Annotated in this window: 17 protein-coding genes; 8 read left to right on the forward strand and 9 right to left on the reverse strand. The window is 61.3% G+C overall.

Translation table 11 applies throughout. The features are described from left to right. Nucleotides 1-16: 16 nt before the first annotated feature. The 3 genes from AB6809_RS13925 to AB6809_RS13935 form a co-directional block, all read right to left on the reverse strand. Complete coding sequence (locus tag AB6809_RS13925; RefSeq protein WP_035569490.1) at nucleotides 17-550, reverse strand: prepilin peptidase; 534 nt, start codon at nucleotides 548-550, stop codon at nucleotides 17-19. An 86-nt stretch (nucleotides 551-636) separates the two neighbouring features. Continuing rightward, the gene (locus tag AB6809_RS13930) at nucleotides 637-819 is read right to left on the reverse strand and encodes a Flp family type IVb pilin (RefSeq protein WP_006049100.1); all 183 of its coding nucleotides are present in this window, start codon (nucleotides 817-819) and stop codon (nucleotides 637-639) included. 114 nt (nucleotides 820-933) lie between these two features. Beyond that, complete coding sequence (locus AB6809_RS13935; RefSeq protein ID WP_006049101.1) at nucleotides 934-1107, reverse strand: Flp family type IVb pilin; 174 nt, start codon at nucleotides 1105-1107, stop codon at nucleotides 934-936. 1023 nt (nucleotides 1108-2130) lie between these two features. Here AB6809_RS13935 and AB6809_RS13940 point away from each other — a divergent pair. Both AB6809_RS13940 and AB6809_RS13945 read left to right on the forward strand, forming a co-directional pair. Then, nucleotides 2131-3600: an esterase-like activity of phytase family protein gene (locus AB6809_RS13940; RefSeq protein ID WP_035569560.1), complete on the forward strand. Its 1470-nt coding sequence runs from the start codon at nucleotides 2131-2133 to the stop codon at nucleotides 3598-3600. Nucleotides 3601-3727: 127 nt separating this feature from the next. Next, nucleotides 3728-4732 (forward strand): ABC transporter substrate-binding protein, encoded by a 1005-nt coding sequence (locus AB6809_RS13945; protein WP_035569488.1) that lies wholly within the window; start codon nucleotides 3728-3730, stop codon nucleotides 4730-4732. An 18-nt stretch (nucleotides 4733-4750) separates the two neighbouring features. Here AB6809_RS13945 and AB6809_RS13950 read toward each other — a convergent pair whose 3' ends face one another. Then, nucleotides 4751-6223, reverse strand: a complete 1473-nt coding sequence (locus AB6809_RS13950; RefSeq protein ID WP_029966575.1) for an NAD-dependent succinate-semialdehyde dehydrogenase — start codon at nucleotides 6221-6223, stop codon at nucleotides 4751-4753. Nucleotides 6224-6498: 275 nt separating this feature from the next. Further along, the gene (locus AB6809_RS13955; protein ID WP_029966573.1) at nucleotides 6499-7515 is read right to left on the reverse strand and encodes a LacI family DNA-binding transcriptional regulator; all 1017 of its coding nucleotides are present in this window, start codon (nucleotides 7513-7515) and stop codon (nucleotides 6499-6501) included. Nucleotides 7516-7766: 251 nt separating this feature from the next. On the opposite strand from AB6809_RS13955, the gene AB6809_RS13960 reads away from it, so the two are divergent. The 6 genes from AB6809_RS13960 to AB6809_RS13985 all read left to right on the forward strand — a co-directional run bounded on the left by AB6809_RS13960 (nucleotide 7767) and on the right by AB6809_RS13985 (nucleotide 15393). Next, nucleotides 7767-8906 (forward strand): ABC transporter ATP-binding protein, encoded by a 1140-nt coding sequence (locus tag AB6809_RS13960; protein ID WP_029966571.1) that lies wholly within the window; start codon nucleotides 7767-7769, stop codon nucleotides 8904-8906. A 133-nt stretch (nucleotides 8907-9039) separates the two neighbouring features. Beyond that, nucleotides 9040-10293 (forward strand): ABC transporter substrate-binding protein, encoded by a 1254-nt coding sequence (locus tag AB6809_RS13965; protein ID WP_029966569.1) that lies wholly within the window; start codon nucleotides 9040-9042, stop codon nucleotides 10291-10293. A gap of 63 nt (nucleotides 10294-10356) precedes the next feature. Further along, nucleotides 10357-11262, forward strand: coding sequence for a carbohydrate ABC transporter permease (locus AB6809_RS13970; RefSeq protein ID WP_029966567.1), 906 nt, complete (start codon nucleotides 10357-10359; stop codon nucleotides 11260-11262). A gap of 18 nt (nucleotides 11263-11280) precedes the next feature. Continuing rightward, complete coding sequence (locus tag AB6809_RS13975; RefSeq protein WP_006049111.1) at nucleotides 11281-12132, forward strand: carbohydrate ABC transporter permease; 852 nt, start codon at nucleotides 11281-11283, stop codon at nucleotides 12130-12132. Nucleotides 12133-12169: 37 nt separating this feature from the next. Then, complete coding sequence (locus AB6809_RS13980) at nucleotides 12170-14134, forward strand: beta-galactosidase (protein ID WP_371026843.1); 1965 nt, start codon at nucleotides 12170-12172, stop codon at nucleotides 14132-14134. Nucleotides 14135-14229: 95 nt separating this feature from the next. Continuing rightward, entirely contained in the window at nucleotides 14230-15393 is a 1164-nt protein-coding gene (locus AB6809_RS13985; protein ID WP_029966563.1) for an arabinogalactan endo-1,4-beta-galactosidase, read from the forward strand. A 42-nt stretch (nucleotides 15394-15435) separates the two neighbouring features. Here AB6809_RS13985 and AB6809_RS13990 read toward each other — a convergent pair whose 3' ends face one another. The 4 genes from AB6809_RS13990 to AB6809_RS14005 all read right to left on the reverse strand — a co-directional run bounded on the left by AB6809_RS13990 (nucleotide 15436) and on the right by AB6809_RS14005 (nucleotide 18219). After that, nucleotides 15436-15765, reverse strand: coding sequence for a hypothetical protein (locus tag AB6809_RS13990; RefSeq protein WP_006049114.1), 330 nt, complete (start codon nucleotides 15763-15765; stop codon nucleotides 15436-15438). Between the two features lie 85 nt (nucleotides 15766-15850). Next, nucleotides 15851-16045 carry a hypothetical protein gene (locus AB6809_RS13995; RefSeq protein ID WP_029966562.1) on the reverse strand — a complete coding sequence of 65 codons (195 nt, stop codon included), beginning with the start codon at nucleotides 16043-16045 and terminating at the stop codon, nucleotides 15851-15853. A 155-nt stretch (nucleotides 16046-16200) separates the two neighbouring features. Continuing rightward, on the reverse strand, nucleotides 16201-17559 hold the full coding sequence (locus AB6809_RS14000) for an MFS transporter (protein ID WP_006049117.1): 1359 nt from the start codon (nucleotides 17557-17559) through the stop codon (nucleotides 16201-16203). Nucleotides 17560-17874: 315 nt separating this feature from the next. Beyond that, on the reverse strand, nucleotides 17875-18219 hold the full coding sequence (locus AB6809_RS14005; protein ID WP_029966561.1) for a cupin domain-containing protein: 345 nt from the start codon (nucleotides 18217-18219) through the stop codon (nucleotides 17875-17877). Nucleotides 18220-18228: the final 9 nt, after the last annotated feature.

Genomic DNA, 18228 nt, shown 5'->3' on the forward strand with positions numbered 1-18228 from the left:
TGTTCTACGTTTCGTTCTATAGCTGTGCCGCCGTCGCGAGCAGCACGACTACGGTTCCTGTCGCAATCGCGACTCCGTACGGCACGGATCCGACCGACTCGATCGAAGCGGCACCGCCGCCGCGCATCGCCGGATGGACCAGGCTCAACACGTTGCCCAGCGCCTTCCTGAACTGCCGGCGTCGCGCAGTCAGTGCCAGCAGCCACACGCCACCAATCAGACATGTCGCCAGTGCGGCCTCAAAAACCAGTAGGGGTCCGATCCATGCGCCTACCATCGCGAGCAGCTTGACGTCTCCCGCAGCCATTCCGCGCAGCAGATAGAGCGGCAGGAACAGAAGCAGTCCGACGACAGCGCCCGCGAGCCATGCCACAACGCCGCCCGCGAATCCTTGCAGCCAGCACTGCACAAGCAGCGCGCCGAGCAGACCGGCGCCGACGAGTACGTTGGGAATGCGGCGGCACTGGATGTCTGTGCTTGCGGCAGCGATCACCAGTGCAATGACGCACGGAATGATCGGCGGTAGTGGTGCAGTTGCGGCAATGAACATGACAAGGCCTCGTTGGTGTGGGCAGCGGTCAGGACAAGCGCGGATGCGGCGGGCGAACCAGCGTGGCGGTTCGCCCGCCGTTCCTCTCAGGTTCCTGATGTCACGTGCCCGGCGATAGCAGTGAATTTGTCGCTGACCGCCGTCGCGAGGGTCGAGTACCCTGCGAGGATTGCCGTCGCGATCAGTGCGGCCATCAGGCCATACTCGATGGCAGTCACGCCGTCTTCATCGCGAATGAATGCACCAGTGCTGTTGATGAACGATTGCATCATTACTCTCCATTTGAACTTGCCACGGCGTGTTGAGCGCTGCAGCGTGTTGCAAAAAGCCGTGATGCGACAGACGGGCAGGCAGGCCCAAGTCGTCTGTCGCATCGCTCGGGGTTAAGCCAGCTTCCCCGCGATTGCGGTGAACTTGGCGCTGACTGCATTGGCGAGCGTGGTGTAGCCGGCGAGAATTGCCGTTGCAATCAGGGCGGCCATCAGGCCGTACTCGATGGCGGTCACGCCGTCTTCGTCGCGAATGAATGCTTTCGTGCTGTTGATGATGGATTTCATGGTTTATCTCCCTTAGGATGGCTAACTTAATTGTCATCGGATGACGACGGTGGGTACTGCGTGCTGCTTGACTACAGGGTGCTACAGGAAATGGCGCGCGGACGCCCCGTGAGAGCGCGGCTGGGCAGGAGCCATAAGCGGCTCGCTGGGATTCGTGTGCAAAGGATGGTGCTGCGTGACACGCAGCGGGATGAGCTGGCGGCAAGCCAGAGCGGGGAACATCGCGTCGAAGAACGCTTCGGCATGCAGCGCCATCAGGCGCTGCGCAAAGCGCACTGCGTACCGCAAGCGCGTCTGCAACCGCGTTTGCAACCGCGTTTGAATCCGAATGAAAGAGTGCATCTTCCACTACTCCTTGTTTTCTTCTTTCGCAGCCGGATTGTTCTTCTCCGTGCCGTTGGCGGGCATGTATCGGAGAAGCCCCCGACGGCATCGACCTGGTCATGTGTCATGTCGCCGGCTGCGTAAAAAGGTAAAGGCAAGGAGTAGGCCAGCGTCGTCAGGTTCACGGAGCCATCGGACTTGTAGCCCGACAAGCGCCTTCTTTCGAATGACAGCCCGCGGAAATTTGACCGACTTGGCTCAGAACTGCATCATCGGCAGGTCATCGTTGCCGCTGCGGAATATGGCGCTCGTCGGCTATGGGCATGACTTCAAACCCAGACTTAGGGATTTAACCCAGGTGAGCCGAAAGTGAATGCTGCCGTTAATTTGCGGCGGTTTTTTCGGCTCGCTTCGGACCGATTCGTTGCAAGCCTGAAACGCAGGTAGCCGAAAGCGGCATTCATCGCGACCTGCTGGCGGTTTTGCATGTGGACTGCAGCACGCACATACAACACATGCGGTCACTGCTGCGTCACCGTTGCGTCACATACGTCGCGCAATATTGCCGACGGCCATCCCTCGGCCAACGGCTGCGCGCCGGCTATTCCTCTCATGTTGCGAACATCCATGCCGGCAAGTTTCTGGATGAGGCCCGGCGCCAGACACGTCTACAACAAGCATTCCATTAAGGATGACATTGTGTCTCGTTCAAGACTGTTTGCACTGACGGCAATCGCTTCGTCGCTTCTATTCGCGACGGCCGCACACGCCGCGGTCGACCTCATTGCGGTCGGTCAGCTGAGCGGCCTCACCGGCGACTTGTCGAAGGAAACGGCGGCGCCGCTGGAGAACGGCGTGGCGGGCAATCTGCTCGGCGGCCTCGGTTCGGGCATTGCGTACGCGGGCTGCCATACGTTCGTCGCGGTGCCTGATCGCGGGCCGAACGCGGTGTCGTATAACGCGGCCATCGACGACACGGCGTCGTACATCAACCGTTTCCAGACCTTGCGCCTGCGTCTGCAGCACAACGCAGCGGGCTCCGCCTTGCCGTATTCGCTCACGCCGAAGCTGATCGCCACGACGCTCCTGCATACGTCGGACAAACTGGTCTATGGCACGGGCGCCGCCGCGGGTGTGCCCGATGGCGCACCCGCGCTCAGCAGCCGTAACCACACGTACTACTTCACGGGCCGTTCGGATAATTTCGATCCCACGCGTCTGTCCACCAACGACCGCGACGCGCGCTTCGATCCCGAAAGCGTGCGCGTGAGCAATGACGGCGAGAGCGTGTTCATCTCCGATGAGTACGGTCCGTATGTCTATCGTTTCGATCGGCGCAGTGGCCGGCGCATCGACACCTACAAGCTGCCCGACACGTTTGCGGTGTCCACGCTGAGCCCGATCGGCAGCAATGAAATTGCGCAGAACACGACGGGGCGCGTCGCGAACAAAGGCATGGAAGGTCTCGCCATTTCGCCCGACGGCAAGACGCTGTTCGGCGCGATGCAAAGCCCGTTGATTCAGGACGGCGGCACGGACGGCGCGTTCACGCGCATCGTGAAGATCGACGTGCGCAGCGGTAAAACCACACAGTTCGCGTATCCGCTCACGAACATCGGCACGACAGCGAAACCGAAGTATCCGACCATCAGCGACGTGGTCGCCGTGAACGATCATGAACTGCTGGTGGACGAACGCGACGGCAAAGGTCTCGGCGACAATTCGACCGCTGTTTTCAAGCGTGTTTTCCATATCGATCTGGCGAACGCGCAGGACGTGAGCAACACGAGCGGGCAAGCCGGGCTCGCGCCGTATGCGGTGCAAAAAACGCTGTTCCTCGATGTCGTCGCGCAACTGACCGCGCACGGTTACAACGCGAACGACATTCCCGCGAAGCTCGAAGGACTCGCATTCGGGCCGGACGTCGTGGTCGGCGGCGTCAAGAAGCACACGCTTTTTATCGCTAACGACAACGACTTTATCGGCACGGTCACCGATTCGAATCATCCGGCGGGCATTGCCAATCCGAATCAGTTCTTCGTCTTCGCATGGGACGCGAGCGAACTGCCGGCCTACGTCGCGCAAAAACTGACGGGCGCTGCGGCGGGCAAAGGGCGCGGTCACGATGAGCATGTGTGCGAAGCCGAGCGCGACGACGACGATCATTAACGCAATGGGCGCGCACAGTGCGTCCGTCGACGCTAAAGAGCGTCGCTAGATAACGTTATAAAAATCGCTTCATTCCCTTGGCTCTCGCGGCTCGGTACGCTGACGCATCAACCGAACGCGAGGGCTTATCGCAGTGTCTGTTCCCACATCGTTTTCAACGCGGCGGCGCGCACTCAGGCTGCTCGGCGCCGCGCCCGCATTCGCCGCGGCGAGCCTCTTTCAATCGCATTCTGCGCAGGCCGCGGACCTCGCGTCGACCACGCTCGTACTCGGCGACCAGGCCGGCGGCACGCGCGCGCTCGTGGAGGCCGCCAAGATGCTCGACGGTGCGCCGTATGCGTATCGATGGGCTAATTTTCAGGGCGCGGCGCCGCTCTTCGAAGCGCAACGCGCGGGCGCCGTCGATCTCGCGCCCGCAGGCGATCTGCCCGTGCTCGCCGCAGCGGTCGGCGATCCGACGTTGAAAATCGTAGCGACGCGCGTGGGCTCCGGCGCACAACTCGGCATCTTGATCGCGCCGGATTCGACGATACGCAGCGTCGCGCAACTGAAAGGGCGTACCGTGTTCGTTTCGTCGGCGCGCGGCAGCATTTCGCAATTCCAGCTATACGGCGCGCTTGCCGAAGCAGGCTTGTCGAAAGACGACGTGACCGTGCGCTTCATCTTGCCGGTGGATGGCTTCGCGGCGTTCGCGTCAGGCTCGATCGAAGCGTGGGCAACGTTTGATCCGTACTACGGCATCGCCGTGCAACGCGGCGCGCGCATCTTGCGCGACGGCACGGGCATCAATAGCGGACTCGGTTTTATCACCGCATCGGGCGCGTCGCTTGCCGACACACGCAAGCGCGCGGCAATCGCGGACGTTCTGTTGAGACTGCAACGCGCGGGCGAGTGGGCGCTTGCGAACCCGGACGCCTACGCGCAGATCTATGCAACGCTGACGCGCTCTCCGCTCGATGCGGCGAGAACCATCACGCGCCGCGCGTCGCTCAAGCAGCATTTCGTCAGCGACGCGGATATCGCCGCGCTTCAGAAAGTTGCCGACAGTGCGAACCGCGACGCGATCTTGCCGCGCCGCATCGACGTTCGCGCGATCTCCGAGACGCGTATCGCGCAGTCGGCCACCGGCTGACGCATTACGCGACGTTTGTTAATCGAGGCCGCCCTGACACAAGTACTTGATCGACAGATAATCGTCGAGTCCGTACTTCGAGCCTTCGCGGCCATAGCCCGATTCCTTCACGCCGCCGAACGGCGCGGCTTCGCTCGACACCGCGCCCTCGTTGATGCCGATCACGCCTGCTTCGAGCCGCGCGGCCACGCGGTTGATGCGCCGCACGTCCTGCGTATAGAAGTAAGCGGCAAGACCGAAGGGCGTATCGTTCGCGAGACGGATCGCTTCGGCTTCGTCGTTGAAGCGGAACAGCGGCGCGACCGGTCCAAAGGTCTCTTCGCAGCACACCAGCATGTCGTCCTGCGCGTTGGTCAGCACGGTGGGCGCATAGTAATTCGGGCCGAGCTCCGTGAGGCGCTTGCCGCCGGTCAACACGTTTGCCCCTTGTTTTACGGCATCTTCTACGTGACGCGCGATTTTGTCGATCGCGCGCTCGTTGATCATCGGGCCGATTTGCGCGCCGGCGTCCGTTGCGGGCGCAACCTTCAGCGCCCCAACGCGTTTGGCGAGCAGATCGGCGAAACGTTCATAAACGCCGGCCTGCACGTAGACGCGATTCGGGCATACGCAGGTCTGTCCGCCGTTGCGAAACTTGGCGGCCATCAGTCCCGCGACGGCCGCGTCGAGGTCCGCATCGTCGAATACGATGAAGGGCGCGTTGCCGCCCAATTCGAGCGACAGCTTCTTCAAGGTGGCCGCGGATTCGCGCGCAAGATGCTTGCCGACCGGCGTCGAACCGGTGAATGTAATCTTGCGCACGCGGGCATCGGCGAGCCAGTCGGCCACGGCTTCAATGCCTTGTTCGCGCGAAGCCGACAGCATGTTCAGCACGCCGTCGGGCACGCCGGCTTCCTGCGCGAGCGCGGCGAGTGCAAGCGCGGTCAGCGGCGTGTCTTCGGCGGGCTTGGCAATCACCGTGCAACCGGCCGCGAGCGCGGGCGCGATCTTGCGCGCGATCATCGCGAGCGGGAAATTCCACGGCGTGATGGCGGCCACGATGCCGATCGGCTCCTTCACCGCGCTCATGCGCTTGCCGCGCTGCTGCTGCGGAATGATGTCGCCGTAGATGCGCGTGGCTTCGTCGGCGAACCACGCGACGTACGACGCGCCGTAAGCGACTTCGCCGCGGCTTTCCGCGAGCGGCTTGCCTTGTTCCGTCGACATCAGCTTCGCGAGATCTTCGGTGTTCGCGACGATCAGCGCATGCCAGCGGCGCAGAATCTCCGCGCGCTCGCGCGGCAGCGTGTCGCGCCATGCGGGCAGCGCGCGAGCGGCGGCGTCGGTGGCGGCGCGCGCATCCGCGGCACTGCTGTTCGCGACCTCGACGATCGTCTCGCCCGTCGCCGGATTCGTGACGGGAAAGCGCGCGCCGTTCGCGGCGGCGATCCATTTGCCGTCGATAAAATTCAGCGGACGGATCAGTTCATTGCGCGTCAATGCGAGAGACATTGCGTTGCTCCTTGGTGGCCTTTTGACGGAATCGGGCGTGCGTTTTTCGCCATTGCGCCGGGCGGCGCGGCGGCATGCATGCGGTCATGCACGGCGATGCGATAGATCGATGCTACGCGTGTCGCGCGATCAATGAATCGCCTCAAAAAGCGGCCCACGGTGTGCGTATGGTTTTTTTCGAGCCGCTACAGCATTTTCTGCTGAATGCGTTGCTTGCCGTTGGAGCGCGAGCGTTGCAAAGAGCGTTGCAAAGAGCGCTGCAACGAGCGTTGCAATCAGCGGCTGCGGCGCGGTCCTGTCGACGCGCGCACGACGAGTTGAGGCGGCGGGCCGAGCACCATCGACGGTTGCCGCTCGGGCGTCTGGATCAGGCGGATCAGACTGTTGATCGATAACTCCGCGATCTGCGCCGTTTGGATCGCGACGGTGGTCAGCGCGGGGTGCACCTGATGCGCGAGTTGAATGTCGGTGATGCCGATAACCGACACGTCGTCGGGCACCGCGCGCCCGAGCGTGATCAAGGCCTGCGCCGCGCCGATCGCGAGCAGGTCGTTGGTCGCGAAGATCGCGGTGACGAACGGCCGCACGGCCATCAACTGCATGCACGCGGTGTAGCCGGCGTCGATCGAGTCGCGCACCTGCAGTACCGCGGCCGTGTCCGCTTCGACGCCGGCGGCGCGCATCGTCGCGCGAAAACCATTGGAGCGCGCGTCCTGCAAGCCGCCGCAACCATCGCCGACCAGCAGCCCGACTTCGCGATGGCCCAGTTCCAGCAAATGCTGCGCGGCGAGTTCGCCGGCGCGCGCGAAATCCACGGCAATGCACGGCAGCGCGGGCGGCGTCTCGGGGTGCTCCCACATCGCCAGCAGGATCGGCGCGCTATGCGTGGCCGACGCGCACAAGTCGTTGATCGCGATGTCCGTGTTCATGACGAGCACGCCGTCCGCCAGCGTGCCCGCGATCTGGTTCAGATACGCGCGGCCTATCTCGGCGTCGTCGTCGGTATTGCAGACCATCAGGAAATGGCCGGCTTTGCGCGCCGCACGTTCGGCGGCCAGCACGAACTCGGGGTAGAACGGGTTCGAGATATTCGACAGCATCAACGCGAGTGTCGACGAGCGGCCCTCGGCCAACGCGCGCGCGTTCAGATTCGGCCGGTAGCCGAGATCCTCGATGGCCTTCAGCACGCGCTCCGCTGTTTCCGGACGCACCTTCTCGCGGTTGCGCAACACGTTGGAGACCGTCGCGGCAGTGACATGTGCGCGCTTCGCGACTTCGGACAGGGTGACCATTTTTCTCGTTTATCCCAAATTCAGGGAGCGCGCTTCAAATGTTGCAAGCAGCGAGCGACGTTGATAACTTGCTGGAAAACACAACTTCGATAACCCGCAGCGCCGCCTTCCACACGAACCGCGGTGAACAAGGAGACAGTCAAATGGCTTTCCCGCTCGACCTCGAATTTAAGCGATTAAATGCCGCGTGCGCAAGACCCGGCGAACTATTTTTTCGCGCGATTTAAGCGGTTAAATGAAGAGGAGACAAGATGGCTACGATTCGTTTAACCGACGTGGAGAAGGCATACGGCGACCACGCGCCGGTGATCCGGCGCGTCAACCTGGAAGTCGCGCAGCACGAGTTCTGCGTGTTTCTCGGCCCGTCGGGCTGCGGGAAGTCGACGTTGCTGCGCATGATCGCGGGTCTCGAGGATCTCAGCGCGGGCGAACTGCGCATCGGCGGCCGTCTGATGAACGACGTGCCCGCAGCCGGCCGCGGAGTGGCGATGGTGTTCCAGAGCTACGCGCTGTTCCCGCACATGACGGTGTTCGACAACATGGCGTTCGGTCTCAAGCTCGCGAAGCAGCCGAAGAGCGTGATCGACAGCAAGGTCCGCGAAGCTGCGCGCATTCTGCAACTCGACAGCTTGCTTGACCGCTATCCGAAAGCGCTGTCCGGCGGCCAGCGTCAGCGCGTTGCGATTGGCCGCGCGATCGTGCGCGAGCCGGGTGTGTTTCTCTTCGACGAACCGCTATCGAATCTCGACGCCGCATTGCGTGGGCAAACCCGTGTGGAGATTGCACGCCTGCATCAGCGGTTTGCGAATGCGAGCGTGGTGTACGTCACGCACGATCAGGTCGAAGCGATGACCCTCGCGGACAGAATCGTGCTGCTGCATGCGGGCGCCGATGCCGAGCGCTTCGGCAGCATCGCGCAAAGCGGTGCGCCGCTCGAGTTGTACCACCACCCGAATTCGCGTTTCGTCGCGGGCTTTATCGGCTCGCCGCGCATGAACTTTATCGACGGTGTCGTCGACTCGATAGAGCCAGGCAAAGTGTCGGTCACGCTCGCTCGACAAGACGAGCAGTTGACCGCTTACGTGGATGGCCGTCGCCTGCAGCGCGGCCAGCCGGTCACGCTTGGCGTGCGCCCCGAGCATTTGCGTCTCGATGGCAACGAGCAGTTCATTGAGTGCGCAACCGTTTTGTCGGAACGACTCGGCGAACACAGCTACATTCACGCGGATCATGCAGGCGGCTCGCTTGTCGCGAAGGCACCGGGCGATACGCCGATCGGTTCCGGCGAGCGCATTCGCGTTCACGTGCCGCCTGAGGCGTGTCATCTGTTCGACGCGCAAGGTGTCGCGCTGCGCCGTAGCACGTTCGACCCTGAGCGCATTGCCGCGTGAACAGGCCGCGATTCATGCATTACCGCAAGCCATAGCAGTAGTCGATTTTTTAAAGCAGGATGCCGCCATAGAGCGGTTCACCACGTTGGCAGTGAATCGCTGCCAGCCAACAAGGTAGTCAAGGAGACAAAAGATGATTGCTCTACGCCTTCGCCGTCTAGCGCGCGTGTCGGTTGCAGCCGCGCTCGTTGCCGGCACGCTCGGCTACGTGACAGCCGACGCCGCTACGCTCACCGTCAACGTGTCAGCGCGCGGCAATCAGCGCTCGACATGGCAGGACGCGTTCGACAAGTTCAAGAAAGCCAATCCCGATGTCGATCTGAAAGTGACTTACATCACCGAGGAAGCGTACAAGGTACAGATGGGCGGCTGGCTGGCGACCGATCCGCCCGATGTCGTGTCTTGGCACGACGGCGAGCGCATGGCGTATTACGCGCAGCGCGGCCTGCTGGAAGATCTCACGCCGGACTGGAACAAGAACGGCTGGTCGCAGCAATATGCGTCGGTGAAGGAAGCATCGACCTATAAGGGCAAGCAGTACGCGGCGCCGCTCGGCTATGACGCGTATGGCTTCTTCTATCGCAAGGATCTGTTCGAGAAGGCGGGCGTTAAAAGCGAGCCGAAGACATGGGATGAATTTCTCGATGCCTGCAAAAAGCTGAAGGCGAGTGGCGTCGCGCCTATTGCAGTCGCTGCTCGCGATAGCTGGACACTCGCCGCATGGTTCGACTATCTGGATTTGCGCATCAACGGCAACGAGTTTCATCAGAAGCTGATGGCAGGCGAGATTCCGTACACGGACGCGCGCGTGAAAAAGGTCTACACCGCGTGGAAAACGTTGATCGACGATCATTACTACATCGACAACGCACTCTCCTATGATCTCGATTCCATTGCACCGTTTCTCGTGAGCGGCAAAGCCTCGATGATGTTGATGGGCACATTCTTCTCGGCGAGCATTCCCGCATCCGTGAAGCCGCAAACGGGCTTCTTCCGCTTCCCCGTGATCGACGCCAATGTGCCAATGGCCGAAGACGGTCCCGTCAATGTACTTTTGATTCCGGCAAAAGCGAAGAACAAGACCGACGCACGCAAACTGCTCGCTTTCATGGAGCAGCCGCAGATCAATGCGGATCTCGCGCGCGGCTGGGGCCAGTTGCCTTCGAATAGTCAGGCAGCGGAGCCGGAAGACCCAATTTCCAAAGTTGGCTTTCAGACGCTCGCGAATACGAAAGGCGGCATTGCACAGTTCTACGATCGCGACATGCAAAAAGAAATGGCCGACGAGGGCATGAAAGCGATGCAGCAGTTCTACAGCGATCCGTCGCAACTCGACGCGATACTCGCGCGCCTCGAAACGACGCGCAAGCGTATCTACAAGAAGTAAGTCCACCGCACCGGCGCCATGCGGCGCCGGCGTACGCCTTCGACTTTCGACGAGGCTCGATCCATGTCTCATTCCGCAGCGCGCCGCCTACCCGCGGCCCAGCATCGTCACGTCTCCACGACGCGCCGTCATCAGCATCGCGCCGCATTGCTGTTCCTGTTGCCGGGCTGTGCGTTGTTCTGTCTATGCGTGATTTATCCGATTATCAGCAGCATATCGCTCAGCTTTTATCACTGGGACGGCATGACGCCGAAGACCTTCGCCGGCTTCGACAACTACGTCGAGTTATTCCACGCGGATACCTTCTATACGGCGCTAAAGAACAACTTGATATGGCTCGCGCTATTTCTGCTGGCCCCGCCGCTCGGCCTGCTGTTCGCGCTTTATCTGAATCAGCACATTCGCGGCATGCGTGTCGTGAAGTCGCTTTTCTTCGCGCCGTTCGTGCTGTCGGGCGTGGTAGTCGGTCTCGTGTTTAGCTGGTTCTACGACCCAGGCTTCGGCCTGCTGCGACTGATTGTCGGTCACGGCATTCCTGTGCTCGGCGATCCGAAGACCGTGACGTTCGGCATTATCTTCGCTGCGTTGTGGCCGCAAACGCCGTTTTGCATGGTGCTGTATCTCACCGGTCTCACCGGCATTAACCCGGAAGTAGTGGAGGCCGCGCGCATGGAAGGCGCGAAAGGATTGCGTCTTTTGTGGCACGTGATTTTGCCGCAATTGCGGCCCGCCACTTTCATGGCGGTGGTGTTGACGGTAATCGGCGCGCTGCGCAGCTTCGATCTGATTGCCGTGATGAGCGGCGGCGGTCCTTTCGACAGTTCAACCGTGCTCGCCTATTACATGTACGACCAGGCGATCAAGTACTACCGCGAAGGCTATTCCGCGGCGATTGCCGTCGTGCTGTTCGCCATCATGCTCGTCTACATCGTGTTCCATTTGCGCCGCATGCTGCGCGAAGAACGTTGATTACCGGAGTCACGCGTCATGTATCCACTTCCCGTACAACGCTGGAAACCCCTGAATCGCAGGCTATATAAAGCGTCTTTGCCGATTGCATTGCTGATCTGGCTATTGCCGATGCTTGCTGTACTCGTCACGTCGATTCGTTCTTCCGACGAACTCTCGCAAGGCGAGTACTGGACCTGGCCCAAACACTTTGCGCTGATCGAAAACTACGGCACCGCGCTTACGCAAACGCCGATGCTGCATTACTTCGCGAACAGCGTGCTCATTACGGTGCCTTCAGTACTCGGTGCGATCGTGCTGGCGTCGATGGCGGGCTTTGCATTGGCCACCTATCGTTTCCCCGGCAATACCGTGATCCTGTTCGGCTTCGTCGCCGGCAATTTCGTGCCGATCCAGATCCTGATGATTCCGGTGCGCGACATGGCCCTGAAGTTCGGCCTCTTTAATAGCGTATGGGCGCTCGTGATCTTTCACGTTTCATTTCAGACTGGCTTTTGCACGCTCTTTCTGCGCAATTTCATCAAGCAGTTGCCGTTTGAAATGATCGAGGCCGCACGGGTGGAAGGCGCGAGCGAATGGGCGATCTACTGGCGCATCGTGTTGCCCCTGATTCGTCCCGCGCTCGCCGCACTCGGCATTCTCGTGTTCACGTTCGTCTGGAACGACTACTTCTGGGCGCTATGTCTCACACAAGGCGATGAAGCCGCGCCGATCACTGTCGGCGTCGCCGCACTCAAAGGGCAATGGACGACCGCATGGAATCTGGTCGCGGCCGGCTCGGTGCTTGCCGCGCTGCCCTCCGTGTTGATGTTCTTCGCGATGCAAAAGCATTTCGTCGCCGGCCTGACTTTTGGTGCAAGCAAGGGCTGATCCGGCTATTCGACGTCACTCATAAAGAGACTTTCACATGCAACTTGGTGTTTGCTACTACCCCGAACAATGGCCGCACACGATGTGGGCCGACGACGCGAAGCGTATGGTCGAACTCGGCATCACGCACGTACGTATCGCTGAATTCGCGTGGAGCCGGATGGAACCGCGCGCGGGCGAATTCGTATGGGAATGGCTCGACGAAGCGGTCGCCACGCTCGCGAATGCCGGACTGAAACTCGTGCTCGGCACGCCTACCGCGTCGCCGCCGAAGTGGTTGATCGACGCGCATCCGGACGTGTTGCCTGTACGCGCCGACGGCACGCGCTGGAATTTCGGCTCGCGCCGTCATTACGATGTTTGCAGTGAGATTTATCGGCGAGAGTGCTTGCGTATTGTCAGTGCAATGGCGGAGCGTTACGGACGGCATGCGTCGATCATTGCGTGGCAAACCGATAACGAACTCGGTTGTCATGAAACCGTGCCGAGCTATTCGCCGGCTGCTTTAGCACGCTTTCACGCATGGCTGCGTCGACGCTATGAAACGGTCGATGCGCTCAACCGTGAATGGGGCAACGTGTTCTGGAGCATGGAGTACGCGTCGTTCGAAGCAATCGAATTGCCGAATCTCACGCCGACGGACGCGAACCCGATTCATCTGCTCGACTTTCGCCGTTTCATGTCCGACGAGGTGGCGAGTTTTCATCGCGAGCAAGTCGATGTATTGCGCCGTTATGCACCTACGGCCGATGTACTGCATAACTTCATGGGCTTCTTCACCACGTTCGATCACTACCGCTTCGCAGAAAACAATTCACTCGATGTCGCCGCGTGGGACAGCTATCCGATTGCGCGCACCGAATCGATTGCGTTGCCTGAAGAGCAGAAAGCGCGTTACGCGCGCACCGCGCATCCCGATGTATCCGCATTCGATCACGACCGTTACCGTGCAATCGGACGCGGGCGTTTCTGGGTGATGGAGCAGCAGGCGGGCCCTGTGAACTGGGCGCCGTGGAATCCGGTGCCCGCGAAAGGCATGGTCAGACTCTGGGCCTACGAGGCGTTCGCGCACGGCGCCGAACTGGTGTCGTATTTCCGTTGGCGTCAGTGCCCGTATGCGCAGGAGCAGATGCATTCTGGCCTCAATCTGCCGAACAACGAGTTGTCGCCGGGCGGCATGGAGGTGCAACAGGCGGCGCGTGAGATTGCTTCTATCCCGGAGTTCGCACGACTGGGCGCTCCCGCGCGTGCGGCGACTGCAATCGTATTCGATTACGAAACGCAGTGGATGTTCGAGATTCAGCGTCACGGCAAGGGCTTCGATTATCAAACGCTCGTGTTCGACTACTACGAGTCGCTGCGCGAACTTGGGCTCGACGTGGACATTGTTTCGAGTAAGGCCGATCTTTCCTCATACCGGCTCGTGGTCGTGCCGAGTGTCGCTGTGATCGACGATGCGTTGGTCGCGCAAATCGAGCGTGGTTCCGCGCAATGGGTATTCGGGCCGCGCAGCGGCTCAAAGACCGCGGCGTTTGCGATTCCACAGCAACTGCCGCCCGGCGCGCTGCAACGTGTACTGCCGATGCAAGTGCTCGAAGTCGAGTCGCTGCGTGCATCGCTCGCACCCGCTGTTTCTATTGATGGTGTCGAGGGTATCGCAATGCATTGGCGCGAACACGTGCGCGCTAATAGCGAGACGCGCGTCGATGCGCAATTCGCGGACACGTGGCCCGCCATTCTCACTCATGGGCGCGTTCGTTACGTGGCGGCCTGGCTTTCGCACGCATTGCATCGCGCGGTATTGCAGCGGGCGGCGCAAGAAGCCGGCATTGCGACGCAATTGCTGCCGGAAGGCTTGCGCATTCGGCGTCGTGCGGATTTGACGTTCGCGTTCAACTTCGGCGCGCAGCAGGTGCAGGTTCCCGCGCCGGCCAATGCAACGTTCGTGCTTGGACAGCCGCAACTGCGCACCGGCGATGTCTGCGCATGGAAAGACGTATGAAGTACCGAGCAGCAAGTCAGTAGTGGCATTGAGCAGCTTCAATCTGAACCAGGCGAGCCACGACGAGTCGCCATTCAATAGATGGAGGATGACAGATGAACAGAAGAGAAATGCTGGGATGGCTCGCGTCCGCGGCGGCAGCGGCCGGCGCGGGCTCGATGATCGGCACGCCGGCAATGGCCGCTGACGACGTCAAAACGGCTTCACGTAGCGGCTGGTTTGCAAAGGGCGCGGACGTTTCCACGCTGCTCGAACTCGAAGCGAACGGCGCGAAGTTCTACGATCATGGCGTGCCGCACGACTGTCTGCTGCTTCTGAGGAGTCACGGCGTCGACTCCATTCGTATCAAGGTCTGGAATGATCCTGGCAATCCGAACTATTTTCCAGCCGATCAAAGCCCGCGCGCCGGTTACAACAACGCGGAACATGTGCGTGTGCTGGCGCGGCGTGCTGCGGCGCTCGGCATGCGCATCCTGATCGACTTTCACTATAGCGACTGGTGGGCCGATCCGGGCAAGCAGTACCCGCCGCATGCGTGGGCCGGCAAGAACATTACGGAGACTTGTGCATTGCTGTCCGAGTACACGTCGAATGTACTCAATATGCTCAAGCGCGACGGCGTTCGTCCCGAGTGGGTGCAGGTGGGCAATGAGATCACCGGCGGCATGCTGTGGCCGCTCGGCAAATACGATCAGTGGGACAACCTCGCGCAATTGCTGAAGGCGGGTCATGATGCGGTCAAATCGGTCGATCAGCGCATCAAGGTCATGCTGCATATCGACAGCGGCGGCAACAACGCGACGAGTCGCTGGTGGTTCGACAGCGCGATCCAGCGAGGCGTGAGCTTCGACATGATCGGCTTGTCGTATTACCCGCAATGGCAGGGCGCGCTGAGCGATCTGCAAACCAATGCGAACGATCTCGCGACGCGCTACGACAAGGATGTGATGGTGGTGGAAACCGCGTATCCGTGGACGACGAGCGACGGCGACTCCGAGCCGAATGCGATGACTAACACGGGTTCAACGACTTTCCCGCAAACGCCCGCAGGCCAGGCGCAGTTTCTTGCGGCTGTCGCCGACATCGTGAAGGCAATACCCGACGGCCACGGCAAAGGCGTGTTCTGGTGGGAGCCGGAATGGATTCCGACGCCGAATGTCGGCTGGAAAGTCGGCGCGGGCGATCAGTGGGACAACAACACGTTGTTCGATTTTCACGGCAACGTGCTGAGTTCGCTGGATGCGTTTCGCAAACTTTAAACGGGCGTAAAGCCGTCAACGCATTGCATCGCAAAGCAGGCGTTAGCGCGCTGACGTCTGCTGCGTGCGCGCCTTCACGCAGTCGGATGTGAACGCCATGCTGGCCTGATCCGGCGTCATGCGTGGCGCGTTCGGTGCATAGATCTTCTCGATGATCGCGGCGAAGGTCTGGCGGTCCGCATCGTCGCGATAGTACTTTGCGGCTTGATCGAGCGCCTGCGCTTTGGTCTTTTTGTGCGCGCGCCACGACGCCACCTGACCGGCAATATCGCCGATTGCAAAGCATTGATTGCTGACCGTTTGTGCCGCGGCCTGAGTCGCCGCTTGTGCGAGACACGTTGCAAGCAATGCCGATACGACTACGCGTTTCATGACGACGAATCCTGTTGGGCGCAAAGCCCGCAGTTTACGCGCGAGCAAGCGATAGCTGCCCGCGTCGATTCGTCGCTGGCTGCTGCTATTTCTTGTCGGGCTCGGCTTCGGTGTTCGTTCCGCTTTTGCCGTTGCTTCTGTTCGTGACGGCGCCGGTTTCATCGAGTTCGTCGTCGAGGTCGTCGTCGTTTTCGCCGGCGGGCGGGTCGGATTCGGCGGCTGTCATCGTCGACAGAATGTGGCGAGCGGGCAGCGTATTGGCAATCGGATTCAGGTTCATGACGTGCGCTCCAAAAGAGAGTCAGCTTGAATTCAGCAAGCCGCGAGCCCGCTCACGCACGTTGATCCGCCAAATAAAAAAGCCGCCTCGAAAGGCGGCTTTGAACAAACTCGAAGCAAGCAAACCGGCACGCGCTCTCGCGCGCTACGCATCAATCAATGCCCAAACGATTCCGCCTTCGACACCGGCGCGTTCGCCACATACGGCCGCGCCATCTGCTTGATCAGCAACGCGATGCACGCGATGATGCCGGCGACCGCGATCGTCGCAAAGATGCCGGCGAACGTGAAGTGACGGCGTGTCAGTTCGGCCACGAGAAACGAGCCCGCAATGCCGCCGAAACGTCCAATGCCGAGCATCCACGCGACGCCCGTGCCGCGGCCTTGCGTCGGGTAGAACGCGGCGGCGAGCGCGGGCATCGACGATTGCGCGGTGTTCATCAGCACGCCCGCGACGAACACGATGAACACGAGCGCGCCGACATTGCCCGCGGCCTGGCCGATGAAGTACACGCTCACGGCGGTCAGCGCATAGCAGGCCGCGATGATCCGGTTCGCGTTGAAGCGGTCCATCAGCACGCCGCACACCACGGCGCCCACGCCGCCCAGCGGGAACAACGCGGAGATGAGCGTCGCGCGTTGCGGCGTGAGGCCGGCGTCCTTCAGCAGAATCGGCATCCAGTTGATCGACGCGTAGAAAATCACGAGGCCCATGAAGTAGGTGATCCACAGCATTACCGAGCCGACGATGTACGCACGCGACAGCACGACGGCCGCGCCCTTGCCGCCGGTTGCCGGCGCGGTCTCGGTCATCGTGAACGCTTCCGCGTCGGCGGCCGTGCTGGAGACGCGCCCGAGCGCCGCGCGAATGCGCGCGACCGGCTGATTGTTGGCGACCATGTAGCGCACCGATTCCGGCATCCTGATCAGCAACAGCACGAAGAGCACGAGCGGTGCGATGCCGCCGAGCAACAGCACGCTGCGCCAGCCGAAGTGCGGAATCATCCACGCGGCGAGGAAGCCGCCGAATGCCGCGCCGAGCGGAAAGCCGCAAAACATCAGATTGATGATCGTCGCGCGGCGGCTGTCCGGGCAGTATTCGCCCATCATCGTGACCGCGTTCGGCATGGCCGCGCCGAGGCCGACGCCGGTAACGAAGCGCAGCACCGTCAGATATTCGATGCTCGTCGAGAACGCAGAGCCGAGGCACGCGGCGCCGAACAGCAGCACCGAGCCGAGCAGCATCGAGCGCCGCCCGAGCCGGTCGGACAGCGGCCCGGAGGCCAGTGCGCCGCACGCGAGGCCGAACAGCGCCGCGCTCAGCACGGGCGCGAGCGCCGGTTTGGTGATGCCCCATTCCGCGAGCAGCGACGGCGCGATGAAGCCGATGGCGGCCGTGTCGAAACCATCCAGCAGGACGATCACGAAACACATGGCAAAGACCAGCCACTGGAACGGCGAAAACGGATGCTCGTTGAGGAAGGTCTGAACGTTCACAGCGTCGCTGCGATTCATGATGGGTCTCCTGACTGCAAAAAGGCTCGTCGGAGCGAGCCTTGTCTTACCTTACGATGCGCGTCGCACGGTCCGCTTCATTCATGCATGGTATGCGGACGGTGTGCCTGTCGCCATCAGTTTTGATTTGTTCGTATATAGAACTGTGATTCTCTCAGCGAACAAGCGACACTGTAAGGAATTTCCCGACGAAGGGTCAACGCGGGATTACCCGACACTGTGGCCGGTTGGCGTCGAAAGGACAATGGGGAAGGGCGAGGCAGCCGCGGCGCGCGCTCGCGCGCGCCGACTGAAGAGCAGATACAGCGGTTTAAATCAGAGAATGACGTACACCTTGCGCATGGTCTCCTCGACTTCCCAGAGACCTTCCGTATTCGCTTCGAAAAACAACGTGTCGCCGCCCGCGAAATGGACCGTCTCTTCATTGTCCGGCGTAAAGCGTCCGCGTCCAGCGAGGATGTGCATCACCTCCGCCTGCTTCACCGAGCGGCGATACGTGCCGGCCGAGCATTCGAAGATGCCGGTGTCAATCGCCTCGGCGCTACTGAGCACGCGCTGCACACCCGACACGCGGATCGGCGTGGTGCCCGGCAAGCCGGCCGTGCCCCAATCCTCGAGATTCGGCAGAGTCACGCTCTGTTTGATTTGTTGAACCTTCATGGCTTTCAG

The sequence above is a fragment of the Paraburkholderia sp. RCC_158 genome (assembly GCF_041355255.1).
GTDB classification, from domain to species: Bacteria; Pseudomonadota; Gammaproteobacteria; order Burkholderiales; family Burkholderiaceae; genus Paraburkholderia; species Paraburkholderia graminis.

Bases quoted from the DNA above. Each gene is read 5' to 3' on its own strand.
- AB6809_RS13925 (WP_035569490.1), bottom strand. From the start codon at position 550: ATGTTCATTGCCGCAACTGCACCACTACCGCCGATCATTCCGTGCGTC.
- AB6809_RS13930 (WP_006049100.1), bottom strand. From the start codon at position 819: ATGCAATCGTTCATCAACAGCACTGGTGCATTCATTCGCGATGAAGAC.
- AB6809_RS13935 (WP_006049101.1), bottom strand. From the start codon at position 1,107: ATGAAATCCATCATCAACAGCACGAAAGCATTCATTCGCGACGAAGAC.
- AB6809_RS13950 (WP_029966575.1), bottom strand. From the start codon at position 6,223: ATGTCTCTCGCATTGACGCGCAATGAACTGATCCGTCCGCTGAATTTT.
- AB6809_RS13955 (WP_029966573.1), bottom strand. From the start codon at position 7,515: ATGGTCACCCTGTCCGAAGTCGCGAAGCGCGCACATGTCACTGCCGCG.
- AB6809_RS13960 (WP_029966571.1), top strand. From the start codon at position 7,767: ATGGCTACGATTCGTTTAACCGACGTGGAGAAGGCATACGGCGACCAC.
- AB6809_RS13965 (WP_029966569.1), top strand. From the start codon at position 9,040: ATGATTGCTCTACGCCTTCGCCGTCTAGCGCGCGTGTCGGTTGCAGCC.
- AB6809_RS13970 (WP_029966567.1), top strand. From the start codon at position 10,357: ATGTCTCATTCCGCAGCGCGCCGCCTACCCGCGGCCCAGCATCGTCAC.
- AB6809_RS13975 (WP_006049111.1), top strand. From the start codon at position 11,281: ATGTATCCACTTCCCGTACAACGCTGGAAACCCCTGAATCGCAGGCTA.
- AB6809_RS13980 (WP_371026843.1), top strand. From the start codon at position 12,170: ATGCAACTTGGTGTTTGCTACTACCCCGAACAATGGCCGCACACGATG.
- AB6809_RS13985 (WP_029966563.1), top strand. From the start codon at position 14,230: ATGAACAGAAGAGAAATGCTGGGATGGCTCGCGTCCGCGGCGGCAGCG.
- AB6809_RS13990 (WP_006049114.1), bottom strand. From the start codon at position 15,765: ATGAAACGCGTAGTCGTATCGGCATTGCTTGCAACGTGTCTCGCACAA.
- AB6809_RS13995 (WP_029966562.1), bottom strand. From the start codon at position 16,045: ATGAACCTGAATCCGATTGCCAATACGCTGCCCGCTCGCCACATTCTG.
- AB6809_RS14000 (WP_006049117.1), bottom strand. From the start codon at position 17,559: ATGAATCGCAGCGACGCTGTGAACGTTCAGACCTTCCTCAACGAGCAT.
- AB6809_RS14005 (WP_029966561.1), bottom strand. From the start codon at position 18,219: ATGAAGGTTCAACAAATCAAACAGAGCGTGACTCTGCCGAATCTCGAG.